Raw genomic sequence first — 17,420 nt, 5'->3', positions numbered from 1 at the left:
CTCGCGGGGTTCGCGGGCAAACGCGTTACGCCTGTGAGACGGCTGGGCGCAGCGGTGTGCGAGAGCGAGCTACTGCGATGCAATCTGCGCAAGACGAGCGCTTGCGACCGCCGCCTGACCGTAGGCGATGCAGCCGTCATTGACGGGCACGGTATGGGGGATAAGGACAGTAAGACCTGCGCTTTTGAGCTCGCGGGTGAGGAGCTGGAGCAGAAGTCGGTTCATGAACACACCGCCCGAGAGCGCAACGGTATCGAGGCCTTCACGGGTGCAGATCTCGCTGGCGATGCGTGCCGAGGAGCGCGCGACGGCGACATGGAAGTCGAGTGCGAGCCTGTCGGCGGGCACACTGGCTCTGGTTCCCTCCAAAAGCGCCGCAAAAAGTGAGCTGGGGCCCAGGACGAGAGACCTGCTCGAGGTTGCTTGGACAGTTAGTTCAGATTTGTACTTTTTAGAGTGGTAATGGGTGGTATAGATCGTCTGCGAGGACCCCGAATGGGTTGATTTGGGGTATCCGGCGGGCGAATTAATCGCAAATGAGGTGCCTGGAGAGTCCTCTTCGGGGTAATCTGAGCCAAAACCGTTGGTTAGAGGGTCTGTTTTTAATACAAATCTGAACAAACTGTCCAGTCGCGATGGGTCAGATGCGGAACAGCCGTCTTTATCGCCGGGAACATGGGTAATTTTGCTGCCGAGCGCGCGCCAGGCGGCGGCTTCGAGTTCGATGGCGGGCTCGCCTTCGTAGGTTGCCTGCCCGCAAATGCCCAAAACTGCAGCGGCGGCGTCAAAGAGACGCCCCATACTGCTCGTGCGTGGGCTGTTGATGTTCCGCTCGATCATCGTTGCCGTCACGCTGCGTGTTTGCTCGTCTAGGCCGTCCAAGAGCCGCTCGGCCCCCGGATGTTCAAGCAGGCCGAGCTCACTGAGCAGGGCAAAGGCGTTGCGGCGGGCGTCGCGCACGGAGGCCGCCCCGCCGGGGAGCGTCCAGGTGCGCAAATGCGCGGCGCGCTCAAAGCCGCCAAGGCTGGCAACAAGAAACTCGCCGCCCCAAATGGTCCCATCGGTGCCGGCGCCGGTGCCGTCAAAGGCGATGCCAAGGACGCGCGCGTTGGTTGTAAGCTGGCCCGCGGCGATAGCCTCTGCCATTACGCTCGCGATGTGCGCATGATGGTGCTGCACCTCGACGAGCGGCAGATTGCATTTTCGCGCCTGCTCGCGCGCCCACTGGCTCGATAGATAGCTGGGGTGTAGATCGCAGGCCAAGGCGGCGGGCGCCAAGTCAAAGAGATCTTCCAAGCGCGTGCGCGCGGCGTTCCAGGCATCGAAGGTCCTGCCGTTTTCAACATCGCCGATATACTGCGATACAAAACAGGTTGCCTCGCCGTTCGTCCCTTCACGCGTGAGCGCAATCGTGGCCTTTTGTTGTGGCCCGCAGGCGAGCACGCAGGACGGAGCGCCGTCGAGCGCCGGCAACGGCAGCGGCTGGGGTGCATATCCGCGAGCGCGGCGAACGGGCATGGCGACCCCACCGACCACGCGCACCACGGAATCATCGTAGCGCGAGAGAATCGCACGGTCGTTGCCAAGTAGCGCGTCAGCGATGCCGGCGGCAACAAGGTGCTCCCATGCAAGGGTATCATCGGTCTCGATGGGTTCTTCGCTCAGGTTTCCGCTGGTCATGACGAGCGCGTGCATACCGCGGGCTTCTGCCGCGGCAAGCAACAGATGCTGAAGCGGGGTGTAGGGGAGCATAACGCCAAGCTCAGGAAGGTTGTGCGCGACGGACGGCGCGAGCGCGTTGGGGGAGCCGCCGCTCTCGCAAACGGCACGTCGGTGCAGCAGCACGATGGGGCGAATGCTGCCGGTCAGCAAGCCGCGTTCAACGTCGTTGACATGGCACAGGCGTTCAGTATCGGCAAGGCCGCGTACCATAACGGCAAGCGGTTTGTTGCTGCGGCGTTTGCGGCGGCGAAGCTCGGCTACCGTCTTCTCGTTGGAGGCGTCGCATACCAAGTGAAATCCGCCCAGACCCTTGATGGCGACGATACCGCCGTTGGCCAGCAGCTCAACACAGCGGTCGATAATGGCGTCGCTGGTCTTGCGCGTGGTGCCGACGGTCAGCGACGCGGCGGCTTCGCCGGCCTCGCGCCACGTAATGTGCGGCCCGCAATCAAAGCAGGCATCGGGCTGCGCGTGAAACCGCCGGTCAAGCGGGTCGCCATACTCTGCGGCACAGGTGGGGCACATGGGAAAGCAATCCATCGAGGTGGCCGCTCGGTCATAGGGCAGCGACCGGATGATGGTAAAGCGCGGTCCGCAGTTGGTGCAGTTGATAAAGGGATAGTGAAAGCGTCGGTCGGCGGGGTCGAACAGCTCGTGCAGGCAGTCGTCGCACGTGGCGATGTCGGGCGAGACGAGCGTCGTGTGGGCGGTTTGATCCTGCGATGCCACAATGCGAAAGCCCCGCTCGTTGGCGGCGTCCCAGTCGCCGGGTGCTAGGTCCATAACCTCGACATGCTCCACACGAGCCGCCGCAGGCGTATGCTCGGAAAGCGCGGCGACAAATTCGTCGAGCGCCTCGCTTAGAGCGTGCGCCTCGATATGCACGCCATCGCCCGCGTTAAGCACCCAGCCGCAAATGCCGTGCGCCATGGCCTCGCGATACACAAACGGTCGCATGCCGACGCCCTGCACAATGCCCGTTACATGGATATGCGCATGTCGCATGCGACCCTCCTTCATCGAGACCTGCCAAAAAGGGACAGGTTTATTTTGGTAGGTAAAACGTTAAACCTGCCAAAACAAACCTGTCCCTTCTTGGCAGGTGCGCCGCGCAAAGACCCGCTACAGCCCCAGGCTCTGCTCGGTGGCGGCGCAGGTGAGCTCGCCGTGTTTAACGCCGCGCAGGCCCAGCAGACGGTCGGCCAGCTCGTAGACACGCTCGCCGCGACCCTTAAGCGCCAGAATCTCCAAGCAGTTGTGGTGGTCCAGATGCACGTGCATGGTCGAGACAATCTCGTCGGTGTAGTCGTGCTGCACCTCGTCCAGACGGCGTGTCAGATCGCCGGTGTGATGGTCGTAAATCATGGTGAGCGATCCGATGACCTGCTCGTCGGGCGTTCGCATCTGCTCCTTGGCAATGGAGGCGCGAATCAGGTCGCGCACGGCCTCGGAGCGGTTGGCAACGTCGCCGCGGCGCGCGATTTGCTCGTCAAAGCGGCGCAACAGGTCGTCGGGAGCGGTGACCGAAAAACGGACCAGCTCGGAGGCGGAGCTGCTGCAACGGCAGCCCACGTCGCCGGTCGGCCCGTGCGGATGCTCGTGCTCGCAGGCGTGCTCGTGCTCGGCCACGCTACACCAGCTTTACGGAGCCAACGGAGTTATGGTCGGCCTCGATGGCCTCCTCGTAGCCCTCGAGTGCGTCGTGCGCCTCGTGGAGCGCCGCCATGGCGGCCTCGAGCTTGGCGCCAATGCGCTCCATGTCAAAGTTCTCGGTCGCATGCAGCAGCTGATGGCTCCACTCGTGGGCGAGCTCAATGGTGTCGTCGACCTGCTTGACGCTCATGGCAAGCTGGCTCATGTTCATTCCGACGTCATGCATGGGAAATCTCCTTTTGTACGGGTCTAATCAGTGGTTCAGATTCTACTACGCCCGCTTTACGCATCGCCGCATAAGAAAACGGGTGCGAGTCCGTCTGACCCGCACCCGTTCACTGGGGGCTGTTTGTGATTACCATACTATCCGTGGTCGCGGGCGCAACACCCGGCTCTCCGGCGAGCGGCACAAAACCACTCATGGACGGCAACACATGACCGGCGTATTACAGGTGCTTCTCAAGCAGCGCCTGCAGCCTGGCCTTGGGCAGCGCACCGACGGAGCGGTCGATTTCCTCGCCGTTCTTAAAGACAACCAGCGTGGGGATGCTCATAACGCCAAACTTCATGGCCAGGTCCTGATTGTCGTCGACGTTGCATTTGGCGACGGTAATCTTGCCGGCCAGCTCGTCGGCCACTTCGTCAACAATGGGCGAGAGCGAACGGCAGGGACCGCACCACGGTGCCCAAAAATCAACCAGCACGGGAAGGCTGCCGTTAACGACGGAATCGAAATTCTCGGGGGTAATCTGCTTAATGTCAGCCATGGTGACCTCCATAGTGCGACGCGGCTCGGCCGCGTAAAACTCAGTACGACCGTGCTTATACCCAACGGCCCGCAATGCAACCACTCGCAGGCGGCTCTTTTATATAATGGTGGGCACGCAAACGATTGGAGAGCGCATGCCCACGTCACAAAGCCAGAAAAAAGAAGCCATCGCCCAGGCGGCCGAGCAGGAGCTCGCATCGCTCGCGGGCCGCGGCGTGCGTATCGCGGGTAACGCGTGCTCGCCGATTGTGCTGGTAAAAGGTGATTTAGACGATGCCGAGCGTGCGGGTGGCGAGCTGGCTGCCGGTCCAGACGGCGCCGCGTTGCGTAAGGCGCTCGGCGCCATCGGTTACGCGCCCGAGGATTTCTGCGTGCTGGCAAGTGTTGCCGGCGCGGGCGACGGAGCGGTTGCGATAGGCGAGGACCTGCCGTGCGAGCTGTTCCGCGAGGCGCTCGAGGCCTTGGACCCCGAGGCGGTCCTGCTGCTGGACGATCGCGCGGCCGATACCATGCGCGAGACCTACGCAGACATGCTCGTGGCGATCGACGACTTTGATACCGCCATGCTCAAGCCCGGCTTGGTCGCCCACGTGCAGGGTCGTCGCGTACTCGCGCTCGACGGCTTTGAGGCCGCGCTGACCGACAAGGCCGCCAAGCAGCGCATGTGGGCCTACATCAAGCAGCTGACCCCGGCCGCCGCACCGCTGTAGCGGACTGGCGCCGGCAAGGCGGTCCTGATGGGTCGAGCGCGGCGCCGACTTGTCGCGCCCTTACATCACTGCGCGAAGCTCAAACCGATTGCCGTGAATGCGAAACTGGCAGTTGCCGTTCATGCGCTCGACGGCGAACTTGATGCTCTTGGTGTCAAAGCCGTGTCCGGTGTGCTCGGCCACGGGCATGCCGTCGACCATGCGCGGCGGGCGCCCAAAGATGCCTCCTGCGTTATCGAGAGCTCGACTGTCCTCAGCTTGCCAGTTCGAAAATGGACCCGCCCCAAGATTGAATCTTTATTCCAACTTTACACCTGGCTTTACAGCTGTCTTGTCAGCTGTAAAGCCGGGTGTCATACTAAAGCCCCAAGATTCGCCAAAAGAGAGGGGCCTTGATGGCACAGAGCGCGAACATGGATGCATCGGAGCTTGCACGCGATATCGCGGCCGGCCTGGCATCGGCAACGACGGCAACGGAGCGCGCGGCACTGGTGCCCGCAGAGCTCGTCGAGGCCATTCATCAGCTAAAAACCCAACGTGACGCAGTGATCCTGGCGCACTATTATGTGGCGCCCGAGGTTCAAGCTGTGGCCGATTACGTCGGCGACAGCTTCTACCTGGCAAAGCTCGCCAAGAGCCTGCCGCAGCAGACTATCGTGCTGTGCGGCGTGGAGTTTATGGGCGAGAGCGCCAAGCTACTCAATCCCACCAAGACCGTGCTGCTGCCCGAGCCGGGCGCGGACTGTCCCATGGCCCACATGGTCAAGCGCGAGACGGTCGACGCGGCGCGCGCCGAATATGGCGACGACCTGGCCGTGGTGTGTTACGTCAACTCGACGGTCGAGATCAAGAGCTGGAGTGACGTGTGCGTTACCAGCTCTAACGCCGTCAAGATCGTCTCCGAGCTGCCGCAGCAGCACATCTTGTTCATTCCCGACCAGAACTTGGGCCGCTTTGTGGCCGAGCAGGTGCCCCAAAAGCACGTCATCCTCAACAACGGCTACTGCCCGCGCCATCACATCATCACCGTCGAGCAGATCGTCGACGCACAGGAGGCGCACCCCGATGCGCTCGTGCTGGCGCACCCCGAGTGCAAGGCCGACGTCCTGGCCGAGGCCGACTACATCGGCTCCACTGCCGGCATCATCAAGTATGCCGAGGAGTCGGACGCGAGCGAGTTTATCATCGTAACGGTCCGCGGCGTGCTCTACGAGCTCGAGCGGCGCTGCGAGGGCACCGGCAAAAAGTTCTACTTCCCCGCGGTACAGCCCACCTGCGTCAACATGGATCTCATCACGCTCGAAAAGCTCGTGCGCTGCCTGGAGACGGGCGAGGGCGAGGTGCAGATTGGCGTGTCGGATGAGGCCGCCGACCAGGCCAAGCTCACGCTCGACCGCATGCTCGAATACGCGGCGCGCTAGAACGATGTGACATGAGGGACCATCCCTTATGCCACATTGCAAGGGAGAGGATTCCTGTGGAAACCAAACAATGCCCCGACATGGAGTGCGACGTCGTCATTGCCGGTTGCGGCGTGGCGGGCCTGTACGCGGCCCTCAATCTGCCGACGAGCACGCGCGTGATCATGCTCTCCAAGGGCGCTGTCGACGAGTGCGATTCGATGCTCGCGCAGGGCGGTATCTGCGTGCTTCCCGAAGGCTCTGACTACGACGCCTTCTTTGAGGACACCATGCACGCCGGCCACTACGATAACCGCCGCGAGAGCGTCGACATCATGATCCGCTCGAGCCGCTCGGTCATCAACGACCTGCTGGCCATGGGGGTGGACTTTGAGCGCAAGGCCGACGGCAGCCTCGACTTTACCCGCGAGGGTGCGCACAGTCGCCCGCGCATCGCCTTCCATGCCGACATTACGGGCAAGGAAATCACGACCAAGCTCCTCCAGGCCGTTCGCAAGCTGGATAACGTGCAGATTTTGGAGCACGTGGCCATGACCGACATTCTGACGGGCGAGCGTGATGGCGCCACGGCGTGCCTCGGCGTCGTCGCCGTTCCCGTGGACGAGGGCAACTCGGTTCGCCCCGCCGACGAGCTGGCAAATGCCGCCGAGGGCGTGCATGCCGGCGAGCCGTTTAAGATCCATGCCCGCCACACGCTGTGGGCGACAGGCGGCATCGGCGGTGTATACGACCACTCGACCAACTACCCGCAGCTCACGGGCGATGCCTGCTACATTGCCCAGGAGCATGGCATTAAGATGGAGCACCTGGATTACGTGCAGATTCACCCCACGGGACTGTTCTCGCCGCAGCCGGGCCGCACCTTCCTGATCAGCGAGAGCTGCCGCGGCGAGGGCGCGATTTTGCTTAACGCCGCCGGCGAGCGCTTTACCGATGAGTTGCAGCCGCGCGATGTGGTCGCCGCCGCTATTCGCGAGCAGATGAAGCAGGATGGTACCGAGCACGAGTGGCTGAGCTTTGCCCCCGTTGAGCGCGACGTGGTGACCGGACACTTTGCCAACATTCGCGCACGCTGCCTGGAGGACGGCCGCGACATCTTGGACGAGCCCATCCCCGTCACACCCACGCAGCACTACTTTATGGGCGGCGTGTGGGTCGACAAGGACGGCCGCACCTCGATGCCCGAGCTCTACGCCGCCGGCGAGACGGCCTGCAACGGCGTTCACGGCAAGAACCGCCTTGCATCAAACAGCCTGCTCGAGGCGCTGGTCTGGGGTCGTCGCGCCGCGTGGCACATGCGTACCGGCGAGTCGCTCGCCGTGGAGCAGGCGGGCGAGCCCGCGCTCGATGGCCGTCATCGCGCCCTGAGCGCCGACACCCTGGCAATCGATGATTTGGCCCGTGCCGCCGGCACGCAGGCCGTGGAGGAGTAGACCATGAACCCCATTACCATGAAGCTCGTCGTCGATGATCTGATTCTGCAGGCTCTGCGCGAGGACATTACGTTTGAGGACGTGAGCACGGCGAGCGTGTGCCCCACGGCGCGTCCCGCCACGGTGGAGCTCATCGCCAAGGCCGATGGCATCATCGCGGGCCTGGATGTGTTCGCTCGCACCTTTGAGCTGCTGGATTCGCAGAGCTCGGTGCTGTTTGACGTTGCCGATGGCGACGAGGTGCACGCCGGCGACCACGTGGGCCAGGTACGCGGCGATGCGCGCGTGCTGCTTTCGGGCGAGCGCGTGGCGCTCAACTACCTGCAGCGCATGAGCGGTATCGCTACCTATACGCACCAGATGGCTGCGGCGCTCGAGGGCACCAAGACCGTGCTCGTCGACACGCGCAAGACCACGCCGGGTATGCGCGTCTTCGAGAAGGCCGCGGTCGAGATCGGCGGCGGCAGCAACCACCGCTACAACCTGTCGACGGCCGTCATGCTCAAGGACAACCACATCGACGCCGCCGGCGGCGTGACGCGTGCGATCGAGATGGCGCGCGCCCATGCATCGTTTACCGCGACGGTCGAGATCGAGTGCGAGAACCTGGACATGGTGCGCGAGGCCGTGGAGGCCGGCGCCGACATCATCATGCTCGACAACATGACCCACGATGACATGGCTGCCGCGATTGAGCTTATTGCCGGTCGCGCCAAGACCGAGTGTTCGGGCAACGTGGATGCCAGCAATATCCGTGCGCTTGCCGACCTGGGCGTTGACTTTATTAGCTCGGGAGCGTTGACGCACTCTGCGCCGATTCTCGACCTCTCGCTTAAGCACCTGCGTCTGCTGGACGGTAAATAATGGACGCCCGCGAGCGTCGCCATGCCATCATGGGCGTGCTCGAGCGAGCCAAAGACCCCGTCTCCGGCAGTACGCTTGCTCGCGAGGTGGGTGTGAGCCGCCAGGTTGTCGTGCAAGACATCGCCCTGCTGCGCGCCGATGGGCACGATATCGTGGCGACCAATCGCGGCTACGTGCTGCAGGAGGCCCCCAGCAGCCCCGCCGTGCCCACGCGCCTGGTCAAGGTTCGCCATAGCATGGAGCAGGCAGGCGATGAGCTCACGAGTATCGTCGACGCCGGAGGCGCCGTGCTCAACGTGATCGTCAATCACCGCGCGTACGGTAAGATCACGGCCGACCTGGACATCCGCAATCGTCGCGATGTTGAGCGCTACCTGCACGATATCGAGAGCGGCAAAAGCTTTCCACTACTAACGGTGACGAGCGGCTATCACTTCCATCGCATCGCGGCAGAGGATGAGCAAACCCTCGACGAGATCGAGGCTATGCTCAAGGAGAAGGGCTATCTGGCAGACCTGATGCCCTACGAAGACGATCTATCGTAGCCGATGCTGCAAACGCCCCTAAGCGGCAATCTGACGTTCAATCGTCGGTCGCGTACAAAAGTACGCTTCCCTTCTCTTTCACGTCACCTTGCTCGCTTAGGGGCGTTTTCGCTGACTTATGCTCAACCTGCGACGGTGCCAAATTAGCTATCCGCACAAAAAAGAGGCCTCTGCGGCGATGCGGAGGCCTCCTTTTTTGTGCACGGTGTACTTGTGAGTGTGCAAGTGGGGGAGTTGTTACTCCTCGACGATCTCGGTGATCGCGCCGGCGGGGCAAGCGTCCTGGCAAGCGCCACAGGCGACGCAGGAGTCCTCGTCAGCAACGGTAGCGACGTCCTGGAGCTCCAGAACGCCAGCGGGGCAGGAGTCGACGCAAACGCCACAAGCGATGCACTCGTCGGCATCAATTACGGGATGAGCCATGGTAGTTTCCTCTCTGTTGACCGACGCTACAGGCGATGCGCGCCGGTTTGATTCGGGCAAAAACATACCACGTGAGCGACCGTTTGCAATACCCTCTGGCCGGCATCTTCATACCATTCGCCGAGTATGCCAAGGCTTACTAAGAAACGCACAGGTGAGGCTGGTGAGCTGTGCAAATGTTAACTAAAGGTGACTCGAATTATTGAGCAATTGAGTGGGCTTTCGGAAAGCGCATCCCGTTATCTGGTCGAAAAACGGGTCGCAGTTTCCGGTTGGGCCCGCTAGCGGAAACTACGACCCGGTATCAGCTCTCAAAACGGGATACGGTTTCCGGTTGAGCCTTCAGACGGAAACTACGACCCGGAATCCACGCTCAAACCGGGACGAGCTTTCCGCAAAGCAGCCCCAGGCACCCCCGGCCCAAACCTCAGCCATCTCTACATAGATCTCGATAGATTTGCCGAGAACTCAATCAGCGCATCTACCTGCGCATTCGAGAACCTAAACTCTAAGTGATAAGAAATCTTATATGAATTGACTTAGATTTTGTATATTCCGGTCCATAAGGGGATACACTACATCCTGAAAGACAAACCGAAAGACCGCTTGGCAGACCGCCGAGTCGGTGCAAACGCACAAGAGAGAGGGAATTTCTAATGGGCAAGATTCTTGGTATCGACCTTGGTACTACTAACTCCGCAATGGCCGTTCTCGAGGGCGGTTCTCCGACCATCATCGTGAACGCCGAGGGCGACCGCACCACCCCGTCTGTCGTGGGCTTCCGTGCCGACGGCGACCGCGTCGTGGGCAAGGCCGCTAAGAACCAGGCGGTCACCAACCCCAAGAACACCGTGTTCTCCATCAAGCGCTTCATGGGCCGCAAGTACTCCGAGTGCACCTCCGAGCTCAAGACCGTGCCGTATGAGGTCAAGGAGGGCCAGGGTGGCCGTGCCGTCGTCGACATCGAGGGCAAGGAATACACCGCCGAGCAGGTGAGCGCCATGACGCTCGCAAAGATGAAGGCCGACGCCGAGAAGTATCTGGGCGAGACCGTCACCGACGCCGTCATCACCGTCCCGGCCTACTTCAACGATGCCCAGCGTCAGGCCACCAAGGACGCCGGTAAGATCGCCGGCCTCAACGTTAAGCGTATCGTCAACGAGCCGACCGCTGCCGCTTTGGCCTATGGCCTGGACAAGCAGGGCTCCGACCAGCGCATCCTGGTCTTCGACCTGGGCGGCGGTACCTTCGACGTCTCCATCCTCGACCTCGCCGACGGCGTGTTTGAGGTTCTGTCCACCTCGGGCGACAACCACCTGGGCGGCGACGACTGGGATCAGCGCGTCATCGACTGGATGGCCGATAAGTTCCAGCAGGAGAACGGTGTCGACTTGCGTCAGGACCCCATGGCCCTGCAGCGTCTGAAGGAGGCCGCCGAGAACGCCAAGAAGGAGCTCTCCGCCGCCCAGCAGTCCACTATCAACCTGCCGTTCATCACCATGAACCAGTCCGGCCCGCTGCACCTCAACTACACGCTGACCCGCGCCGAGTTCGAGAAGATCACCCGTGACCTGCTCGAGCGCTGCAAGCAGCCTGTCACCAACGCCCTGCGCGACGCTAACCTTAAGCTCTCCGATCTGACCGAGGTCATCCTCGTCGGCGGCTCCACCCGTATGCCCGCCGTCCAGGAGCTCGTCAAGACCATGACCGGCAAGCAGCCCAACATGTCCGTGAACCCCGACGAGGTCGTTGCCGACGGCGCTGCCGTCCAGGGCGGCGTGCTCACCGGCGACGTCGAGGGCATCCTGCTGCTCGACGTTACCCCGCTGTCGCTGGGCGTCGAGACCATGGGCGGCATCATGACCAAGATGATCGACCGCAACACCACGATTCCGACCTCCAAGACCGAGGTCTACTCCACCGCTGCCGACAACCAGACCAGCGTCGAGATCAACGTGCTCCAGGGCGAGCGCGAACTTGCCCGCGACAACAAGTCGCTCGGTAAGTTCCAGCTGACCGGTATCCCGGCTGCCCGCCGCGGCGTGCCGCAGATCGAGGTCACCTTCGACATCGACGCCAACGGCATCGTCAAGGTCTCCGCTAAGGACAAGGGCACCGGCAAGGAGCAGCAGATCACCATCTCCGGCTCCACCGCTCTGTCCGACGAAGAAGTCGATCGTATGGTCAAGGACGCCGAGGCTCATGCCGAGGAGGACAAGAAGCAGAAGGAAGAGGTCGAGGTCCGCAACCAGACCGACAGCCTGTGCTACTCCACCGAGCAGACCCTCAACGAGCTGGGCGACAAGGTTTCCGCCGACGTGAAGTCCAAGGCCGAGGCCGCTATCGCCGATGCCAAGAAGGCGCTCGAGGGCTCTGACGTCGAGGCCATCAAGGCCGCTGGCGAGTCCCTGCAGTCCGTGGCCTACGAGCTGGCTCAGGTTGTCTACGCCGACGCTCAGCAGCAGACCGACGGTGCCGCCGGCGCCCAGCCTGCCGACGATGACGTCGTCGACGCCGACTACGAGGTTGTGGACGACGAGGACAAGTAATCATGTCCGCCCGTAAAGCTCGCACGGAGGCGGCTGCCGTTGGAGCCGCCCCCGTTGACTCTGAGGAGAAGGACGTGAAGATTCCCGTAGAGGCCGTCGACGATACCGAGGCCAACGAGGCCGAGGCCGCCGAGGCTGTCGAGAACCAGGTAGAGGATTCCAACAAGGAGGCGACGATGACCGAGGACGAGATGGTGGAAGCCGCTATCCGCGCCGGTGAGGAAGCCGCCGACAACGACTTTAAGCTTAAGTTCGAGCAGGCCCAGAAGGAGCTTGCCGACGTGCGCAATGAGCTCGATGCCGCGGCAGAGGCTCAGAAGGCTGCCGAGGACAAGGCGAAGGACGCCACCGAGCGCACTGCCCGTCTGCAGGCCGACTGGGAGAACTTCCGTCGCCGCACCGCCAGCGAGCGTATCGCCGAGCGTGAGCGCGCGACCGAGAAGCTCGTCACTGCGCTGCTGCCGGTGGTCGACGATATCGAGCGTGCGATCGACCATGCCCGCAGCCAAGAGCTTGCCGACGACTTTAAGCAGTTCGTCGACGGCGTCGACGCGGTGCATGCCAAGCTACTCGATGTGTTTGCGCACGAGGGCGTTGAGCCCATCGACCCCAAGGGCGAGGCGTTCGATCCGCTCGAGCACCAGGCTGTGGGTCGCGTCGAGGACTCGTCGCAGTACGACGAGACCGTCAACGACGTGTACCAGAAGGGCTACCGCATGGCGGACCGCATTCTGCGTTCCGCGATGGTGACGGTGACCTACGGTGGCGAAAAGCGCCCCGCACCGGAGCCCGAAGCGGCGCCCGAGGATGCTGCGGCCGATACGGTCGAGAGCACCGAGGAGTAATTGAGAAGGGCCCCGGGGCAACACCCGGGGCCCTTTCTGGCCTAGTGCCATATGAAAGCATGAGCCGCCGCCCGCTGGGCGACGGATAAAACAGGAGAGGAGCTACGATGGCTGCAGGCAAAACCTTCTATGACATCCTGGGCGTATCCAAGAGCGCCTCCGACAAAGAGATCAAGAGCGCGTTTCGCAAGCTCGCGCAAAAATATCACCCTGACGCCGGCGGCGACGAGGCCAAGTTCAAGGAGATCAGCGAGGCCTACGAGACGCTTTCGGACGAGAAGAAGCGCAAAGAGTACGACCAGATGCTCATGTTTGGCGGCATGCCGGGTGCAGGCGGCGCGTATGGTGGCGGCTACGGTGCCGGCGCGGGCGCCAGCGGCTGGGGCGACATCTTCGACAGCATCTTTAGCGGCAACGGCGCCTGGGGCAGCGATTGGGGCTCGGGCTTTGCCGGGGCTGCGGGCGCTGCCGGCGCCGGCGCGGGTCGCAGCCGCGCTCGCAAGGGCGGCGACCTGTCGCTGACCGTCGATGTGACGGCCGAGGACGCGTTTCGCGGCGTGACGCACAAGGTCACCTATCGCATTCCCTCGACAGGCGAGCAGCAGACCATTACGGTCTCGGTGCCCGCGGGCGCGGTCGACGGCGGCAAGCTACGCTACAAGCGTCGCGGCGAGTATGGCGTCGCCGGTGGCGAGCGCGGCGACCTGGTCGTGACCACGCATGTGGAGGAGCACCCGCTGTTTAAGCGCAAAGGCGCCGACGTGACCATGGAGGTACCGGTCTCGGTCTACGAGGCGGCGCTCGGCTGCACGGTGGACGTGCCCACGCCCGGCGGTGCGACGGTCCGTTTGAAAGTGCCTGCGGGTACCCAGACGGGCAAGAAGTTCCGCTTTAAGGAGATGGGGGCGCCCGACGTTAAGCACCGTGGCCGTACGGGCGCGCTGCTCGTCGAGATCAAGGTACAGGTTCCCACGAACCTATCCGATGACGAGCGCGATGCCATGACCGAGCTGCGCGAGGCCGACACGCGCGACTACCGCGAGAAAGTTAACCGTTACAAGGCGACGTTCTAGGGCGGTCGCGGTGCACGCCCACGCCCGCGGGCTTATGATGGACGATAACGAGACGGAAAGGGGTCAGGTAGCATGGCCGAGGACAATAGGAACAAACCGCTGTACATGATCAGCGTGGCGGCCGAGCTGACCGGCATGCATCCGCAGACTCTGCGCGTCTACGAGTCCAAGGGTCTGGTGAACCCCCAGCGCTCGGGCGGCAACACGCGCCTGTATTCGCGTGCCGATATCGAGCGTCTGGAGCTCATCAACCAGCTGACCGACGAGGGCATCAACCTTGCCGGCGTGGTGCGCATCCTCGATATGAAGGAGCGTGCCGAGGAGCGCGAGCGCGAGAACGAAAAGCTCCGCGCCCGCATGCGCCAGCTCGAGGACGAGCTGCACGAGTACAAGATGCAGAAGAAGATCACCTCCCTGGCCCCGCGCGATGGCTCGGTTAATCCCGAACAGGTCATGCGCAAGCTACTGGGAGCCGGCGGGGATCTCTAGGTTCCGCCGTTCTAACGAACGGCGGACCGGTCGACGCTGCGCGCCGCCCAGGGCGACAATTTGTCATTCAAAAGGCAAGGCATGACCAGAAGCTCTATGCCTTGCCTTTTTCATGCCAACTTGTTCGCCCTGGACGTCGCTCGCTGTCCGTCCTCTACCTGCGGCGTTGCCATGGTCCGGATGCGGCACTTGGGGACGTTCCTCACTTTGGAAATGCGGCCCGCTCGCTGTCCATCCTCTACCTGCGGCGTTGCCTTGCTCCGGATGCGGTAGTCGTTGGTAGTCATTGGGACCCGCTCGCTGTCGTTGCCAAAGCAGCGGCGTTGTTATGGGTAGTCATTGGGGACGTTCTTAAATGACTAGTCGAAAGGGACGCTCTTGCACCAAATCTGCTGACCCACATCGGGCTCGTCCTGTACTTTACCAAGATAAAGTGAACGTGCAGATTCGTAACCCATTCGCAACCGTTCTATGGCACGATATTGAACGAATGCATGCTATGCGCCCAAATTTTTTGGGCAGAGTGGGAGACAGTATGGTCAAGCTGTACGAGGACGGCATCTACCTGCGCGGCGGCAGCGAGGTTGTGCCTGCGGCCGAGGCTGCCGAGCGCGGTATTACGCAGACGCCCGAGGATGCCAAGCGCGGCACCATCGCGTATTCGATCCTCCAGGCACACAATACGTCCGGCGACCCCGAGGCGCTCAAGATTCGCTTCGATGCCATGGCGAGCCACGACATCACCTTTGTCGGCATCATCCAGACGGCGCGCGCCTCGGGCATGGAGCAGTTCCCGCTGCCCTACGTGCTCACCAACTGCCATAACTCGCTGTGCGCCGTGGGCGGCACCATCAATGAGGACGACCACGTCTTTGGCCTTTCCGCGGCCAAAAAGTACGGCGGCATCTTCGTCCCGCCGCACATCGCCGTCATCCACTCCTTTATGCGCGAGAACTTCGCCGGTTGCGGCAAGATGATCCTGGGCTCCGACTCGCACACCCGCTATGGCGCCCTGGGCACCATGGCCGTGGGCGAGGGCGGCGGCGAGCTGGCAAAGCAGCTGCTGCGCGACACCTACGACGTTGCCTATCCCGGCGTCGTCGCTATCTACCTCACGGGCGCCCCGCGTCCCGGCGTCGGCCCGCACGACGTGGCGCTCGCCATCATCCGTGCCGTCTTTGCCAAGGGCTATGTCAAGAACAAGGTCATGGAGTTTGTGGGCCCCGGCATCGCGAGCATGACGACCGATTACCGCAACGGCGTCGACGTCATGACCACCGAGACCACCTGCCTGTCGAGCATCTGGGCCACCGACGAGGACACGCACGCGTTTTTGGCCATGCACGGTCGCGGCGACGACTACCGCGAGCTCAAGCCCGCCGATGTCGCCTACTACGACGGTTGCGTCGAGGTCGATCTGTCGAGCATCAAGCCCATGATCGCGCTGCCATTCCATCCTTCCAACGGCTTTGAGATCGAGGAGCTCAACGAGAACCTCGAGGACATCCTGCATGAGGTGGAGCTCGAGGCCGCCAAGATCGGCGAGGGCAAGACGCACTTTAGCCTGCTCGACAAGATCGTCGACGGCAAGCTTCACGTGCAACAGGGCGTTATCGCCGGCTGCTCGGGCGGCAACTACGACTCCGTGGTCCAGGCTGCCCGCGTGCTCAAGGGCGCCAACACCGGCTGCGGCGAGTTCTCGCTATCGGTCTATCCCACGAGCCAGCCCGTGGCACTCGAACTTACGCGCCGTGGCTATATCTACGACCTTATGGAGGCCGGCGCGATCGTGCGCACGGCGTTCTGCGGTCCGTGCTTTGGCGCCGGCGACACGCCTGCCAACAACGGCCTGTCCATCCGCCACACCACGCGCAACTTCCCCAACCGCGAGGGTTCCAAGCCGGGCAATGGTCAACTGAGCGCCGTGGCCCTAATGGACGCTCGCTCCATTGCGGCGACGGCTGCCAACGGCGGCGTCCTGACGCCGGCGACCGACCTGCCCGAGGAGACTTGGGACGAGGCCTGCGAGTACACCTTTGACGACGCGCCGTACAAAAAGCGCGTGTACTGGGGCTTTGGCAAGGCAGAGCCTGCCGACGAGCTGGTCGAAGGTCCCAACATCAAGCCGTGGCCCGCGATGGAGCCTCTCGGCGACGATATCCTGCTCAAGGTGTGCTCCAAGATCATGGACCCGGTCACCACGACCGACGAGCTCATTCCCTCGGGCGAGACGAGCTCCTTCCGCTCCAACCCGCTGGGCCTGGCAGAGTTTACGCTCAGCCGCCGCGATCCGGCCTACGTGGGTCGTTCCAAGGAGGTCGACGCCGTGGAGAAGCGCCGCGTTGCCGGCGAGGCGGCAGGCGACCTGGCGGCACTCGATGCCGAGCTTGCCGGCGTGTTTGAGGCGCTGGCCGGCGCCGGCGTCGCGGCCGATGCCAAGGCGACCGAGTACGGCTCCATGCTCTATGCCAAGAAGCCCGGTGACGGTTCTGCCCGCGAGCAGGCCGCGAGCTGCCAGCGCGTGATTGGCGGTCTGGCCAACATCGTCCACGAGTACGCCACCAAGCGCTATCGCTCCAATGTGATGAACTGGGGCATGGTGCCCTTCCAGATGGAGGCCGAGCCCAACTTTGAGGTGGGCGACTACGTCTTCGTGCCGGGTATCCGTGCCGCGCTCGATGGCGACCTGCAGAACATCGCCGCCTACGTGGTGCGCGCCGACGGCACGGTCGAGCAGATTGAGCTCTACATTGCCGATATGACGGCTGAGGATCGTGCCATCGTCAAGGCCGGCTGCCTGATCAACTACAACAAGTTCAAGGCCGCTGCCGAGTAACGCACTTAATTGTCCGCCCGGGGCTTATCCTTTCCCGCCCGCTCACGCGCTTCGCGAGGGTCGCGTTCGGGAAAGGATAAGCCCCGGG

16 protein-coding genes are annotated in these 17,420 nt (G+C 62.9%); 10 read left to right on the top strand and 6 right to left on the bottom strand.

What is annotated here, in order from left to right; all coding sequences use genetic code 11:
* Positions 1–69 precede the first annotated feature (69 nt).
* The 4 genes from hypF to trxA form a co-directional block, all read right to left on the bottom strand.
* Positions 70–2,727 carry a carbamoyltransferase HypF gene (hypF, locus tag ACTQVX_RS03660; RefSeq protein WP_441560239.1) on the bottom strand — a complete coding sequence of 886 codons (2,658 nt, stop codon included), beginning with the start codon at positions 2,725–2,727 and terminating at the stop codon, positions 70–72.
* Between the two features lie 117 nt (positions 2,728–2,844).
* Positions 2,845–3,351, bottom strand: coding sequence for a nickel-responsive transcriptional regulator NikR (gene nikR / locus ACTQVX_RS03655; protein WP_441031937.1), 507 nt, complete (start codon positions 3,349–3,351; stop codon positions 2,845–2,847).
* A gap of 1 nt (position 3,352) precedes the next feature.
* Positions 3,353–3,601, bottom strand: coding sequence for a hypothetical protein (locus ACTQVX_RS03650; protein ID WP_006235225.1), 249 nt, complete (start codon positions 3,599–3,601; stop codon positions 3,353–3,355).
* Positions 3,602–3,821: 220 nt separating this feature from the next.
* Positions 3,822–4,142, bottom strand: a complete 321-nt coding sequence (gene trxA / locus ACTQVX_RS03645; RefSeq protein ID WP_154518161.1) for a thioredoxin — start codon at positions 4,140–4,142, stop codon at positions 3,822–3,824.
* A 136-nt stretch (positions 4,143–4,278) separates the two neighbouring features.
* Between trxA and ACTQVX_RS03640 the strand changes: the two genes are divergently transcribed.
* Positions 4,279–4,854 (top strand): hypothetical protein, encoded by a 576-nt coding sequence (locus tag ACTQVX_RS03640; protein WP_441041769.1) that lies wholly within the window; start codon positions 4,279–4,281, stop codon positions 4,852–4,854.
* 60 nt (positions 4,855–4,914) lie between these two features.
* On the opposite strand, the gene ACTQVX_RS03635 is transcribed toward ACTQVX_RS03640, so the two are convergent.
* Positions 4,915–5,055, bottom strand: coding sequence for a hypothetical protein (locus ACTQVX_RS03635; protein ID WP_441560238.1), 141 nt, complete (start codon positions 5,053–5,055; stop codon positions 4,915–4,917).
* Between the two features lie 194 nt (positions 5,056–5,249).
* On the opposite strand from ACTQVX_RS03635, the gene nadA reads away from it, so the two are divergent.
* The 4 genes from nadA to ACTQVX_RS03615 are packed head-to-tail and all read left to right on the top strand — an operon-like array spanning position 5,250 to position 9,117.
* Positions 5,250–6,275, top strand: coding sequence for a quinolinate synthase NadA (nadA, locus tag ACTQVX_RS03630; protein ID WP_441560237.1), 1,026 nt, complete (start codon positions 5,250–5,252; stop codon positions 6,273–6,275).
* 56 nt (positions 6,276–6,331) lie between these two features.
* Positions 6,332–7,708 (top strand): L-aspartate oxidase, encoded by a 1,377-nt coding sequence (locus ACTQVX_RS03625; protein ID WP_441560235.1) that lies wholly within the window; start codon positions 6,332–6,334, stop codon positions 7,706–7,708.
* Positions 7,709–7,711: 3 nt separating this feature from the next.
* Positions 7,712–8,572 (top strand): carboxylating nicotinate-nucleotide diphosphorylase, encoded by an 861-nt coding sequence (nadC, locus tag ACTQVX_RS03620; RefSeq protein ID WP_427719300.1) that lies wholly within the window; start codon positions 7,712–7,714, stop codon positions 8,570–8,572.
* Positions 8,572–9,117: a transcription repressor NadR gene (locus ACTQVX_RS03615; RefSeq protein ID WP_441560233.1), complete on the top strand. Its 546-nt coding sequence runs from the start codon at positions 8,572–8,574 to the stop codon at positions 9,115–9,117. Before nadC ends, ACTQVX_RS03615 begins: the two co-directional genes overlap by 1 nt.
* A 237-nt stretch (positions 9,118–9,354) precedes the next feature.
* Here the strand turns inward: ACTQVX_RS03615 and ACTQVX_RS03610 are convergent, their stop codons facing one another.
* The gene (locus ACTQVX_RS03610; RefSeq protein WP_158564522.1) at positions 9,355–9,606 is read right to left on the bottom strand and encodes an indolepyruvate ferredoxin oxidoreductase subunit alpha; all 252 of its coding nucleotides are present in this window, start codon (positions 9,604–9,606) and stop codon (positions 9,355–9,357) included.
* Between the two features lie 590 nt (positions 9,607–10,196).
* On the opposite strand from ACTQVX_RS03610, the gene dnaK reads away from it, so the two are divergent.
* From dnaK to ACTQVX_RS03585, 5 genes are all read left to right on the top strand, one after another.
* Positions 10,197–12,089 (top strand): molecular chaperone DnaK, encoded by a 1,893-nt coding sequence (gene dnaK, locus ACTQVX_RS03605; RefSeq protein ID WP_154518137.1) that lies wholly within the window; start codon positions 10,197–10,199, stop codon positions 12,087–12,089.
* A gap of 2 nt (positions 12,090–12,091) precedes the next feature.
* On the top strand, positions 12,092–12,934 hold the full coding sequence (locus ACTQVX_RS03600) for a nucleotide exchange factor GrpE (protein WP_441560232.1): 843 nt from the start codon (positions 12,092–12,094) through the stop codon (positions 12,932–12,934).
* A 107-nt stretch (positions 12,935–13,041) separates the two neighbouring features.
* The gene (locus tag ACTQVX_RS03595) at positions 13,042–14,007 is read left to right on the top strand and encodes a DnaJ C-terminal domain-containing protein (RefSeq protein ID WP_441560231.1); all 966 of its coding nucleotides are present in this window, start codon (positions 13,042–13,044) and stop codon (positions 14,005–14,007) included.
* Positions 14,008–14,079: 72 nt separating this feature from the next.
* A complete protein-coding gene (locus ACTQVX_RS03590; RefSeq protein ID WP_427719306.1) occupies positions 14,080–14,496 on the top strand; it encodes a heat shock protein transcriptional repressor HspR in 417 nt (138 codons plus the stop codon).
* 535 nt (positions 14,497–15,031) lie between these two features.
* Complete coding sequence (locus ACTQVX_RS03585) at positions 15,032–17,332, top strand: hydratase (RefSeq protein ID WP_441560229.1); 2,301 nt, start codon at positions 15,032–15,034, stop codon at positions 17,330–17,332.
* The last annotated feature ends 88 nt before the right edge of the window (positions 17,333–17,420 follow it).

Origin of the sequence: Collinsella sp. LCP19S3_A6 (assembly GCF_052122015.1) — a bacterium.
Taxonomy (GTDB): Bacteria; Actinomycetota; Coriobacteriia; order Coriobacteriales; family Coriobacteriaceae; genus Collinsella.
The sequence above is the reverse complement of the archived record's forward strand: the minus strand, read 5'-3'. Positions and strand labels throughout refer to the sequence as shown.

Excerpts from the sequence above, each read along its gene's own strand:
- hypF (WP_441560239.1), bottom strand. The coding sequence starts at position 2,727 with ATGCGACATGCGCATATCCATGTAACGGGCATTGTGCAGGGCGTCGGC.
- ACTQVX_RS03650 (WP_006235225.1), bottom strand. The coding sequence starts at position 3,601 with ATGCATGACGTCGGAATGAACATGAGCCAGCTTGCCATGAGCGTCAAG.
- trxA (WP_154518161.1), bottom strand. The coding sequence starts at position 4,142 with ATGGCTGACATTAAGCAGATTACCCCCGAGAATTTCGATTCCGTCGTT.
- ACTQVX_RS03640 (WP_441041769.1), top strand. The coding sequence starts at position 4,279 with ATGCCCACGTCACAAAGCCAGAAAAAAGAAGCCATCGCCCAGGCGGCC.
- ACTQVX_RS03635 (WP_441560238.1), bottom strand. The coding sequence starts at position 5,055 with ATGGTCGACGGCATGCCCGTGGCCGAGCACACCGGACACGGCTTTGAC.
- nadA (WP_441560237.1), top strand. The coding sequence starts at position 5,250 with ATGGCACAGAGCGCGAACATGGATGCATCGGAGCTTGCACGCGATATC.
- nadC (WP_427719300.1), top strand. The coding sequence starts at position 7,712 with ATGAACCCCATTACCATGAAGCTCGTCGTCGATGATCTGATTCTGCAG.
- ACTQVX_RS03615 (WP_441560233.1), top strand. The coding sequence starts at position 8,572 with ATGGACGCCCGCGAGCGTCGCCATGCCATCATGGGCGTGCTCGAGCGA.
- ACTQVX_RS03610 (WP_158564522.1), bottom strand. The coding sequence starts at position 9,606 with ATGTTTTTGCCCGAATCAAACCGGCGCGCATCGCCTGTAGCGTCGGTC.
- dnaK (WP_154518137.1), top strand. The coding sequence starts at position 10,197 with ATGGGCAAGATTCTTGGTATCGACCTTGGTACTACTAACTCCGCAATG.
- ACTQVX_RS03600 (WP_441560232.1), top strand. The coding sequence starts at position 12,092 with ATGTCCGCCCGTAAAGCTCGCACGGAGGCGGCTGCCGTTGGAGCCGCC.
- ACTQVX_RS03595 (WP_441560231.1), top strand. The coding sequence starts at position 13,042 with ATGGCTGCAGGCAAAACCTTCTATGACATCCTGGGCGTATCCAAGAGC.
- ACTQVX_RS03590 (WP_427719306.1), top strand. The coding sequence starts at position 14,080 with ATGGCCGAGGACAATAGGAACAAACCGCTGTACATGATCAGCGTGGCG.
- ACTQVX_RS03585 (WP_441560229.1), top strand. The coding sequence starts at position 15,032 with ATGGTCAAGCTGTACGAGGACGGCATCTACCTGCGCGGCGGCAGCGAG.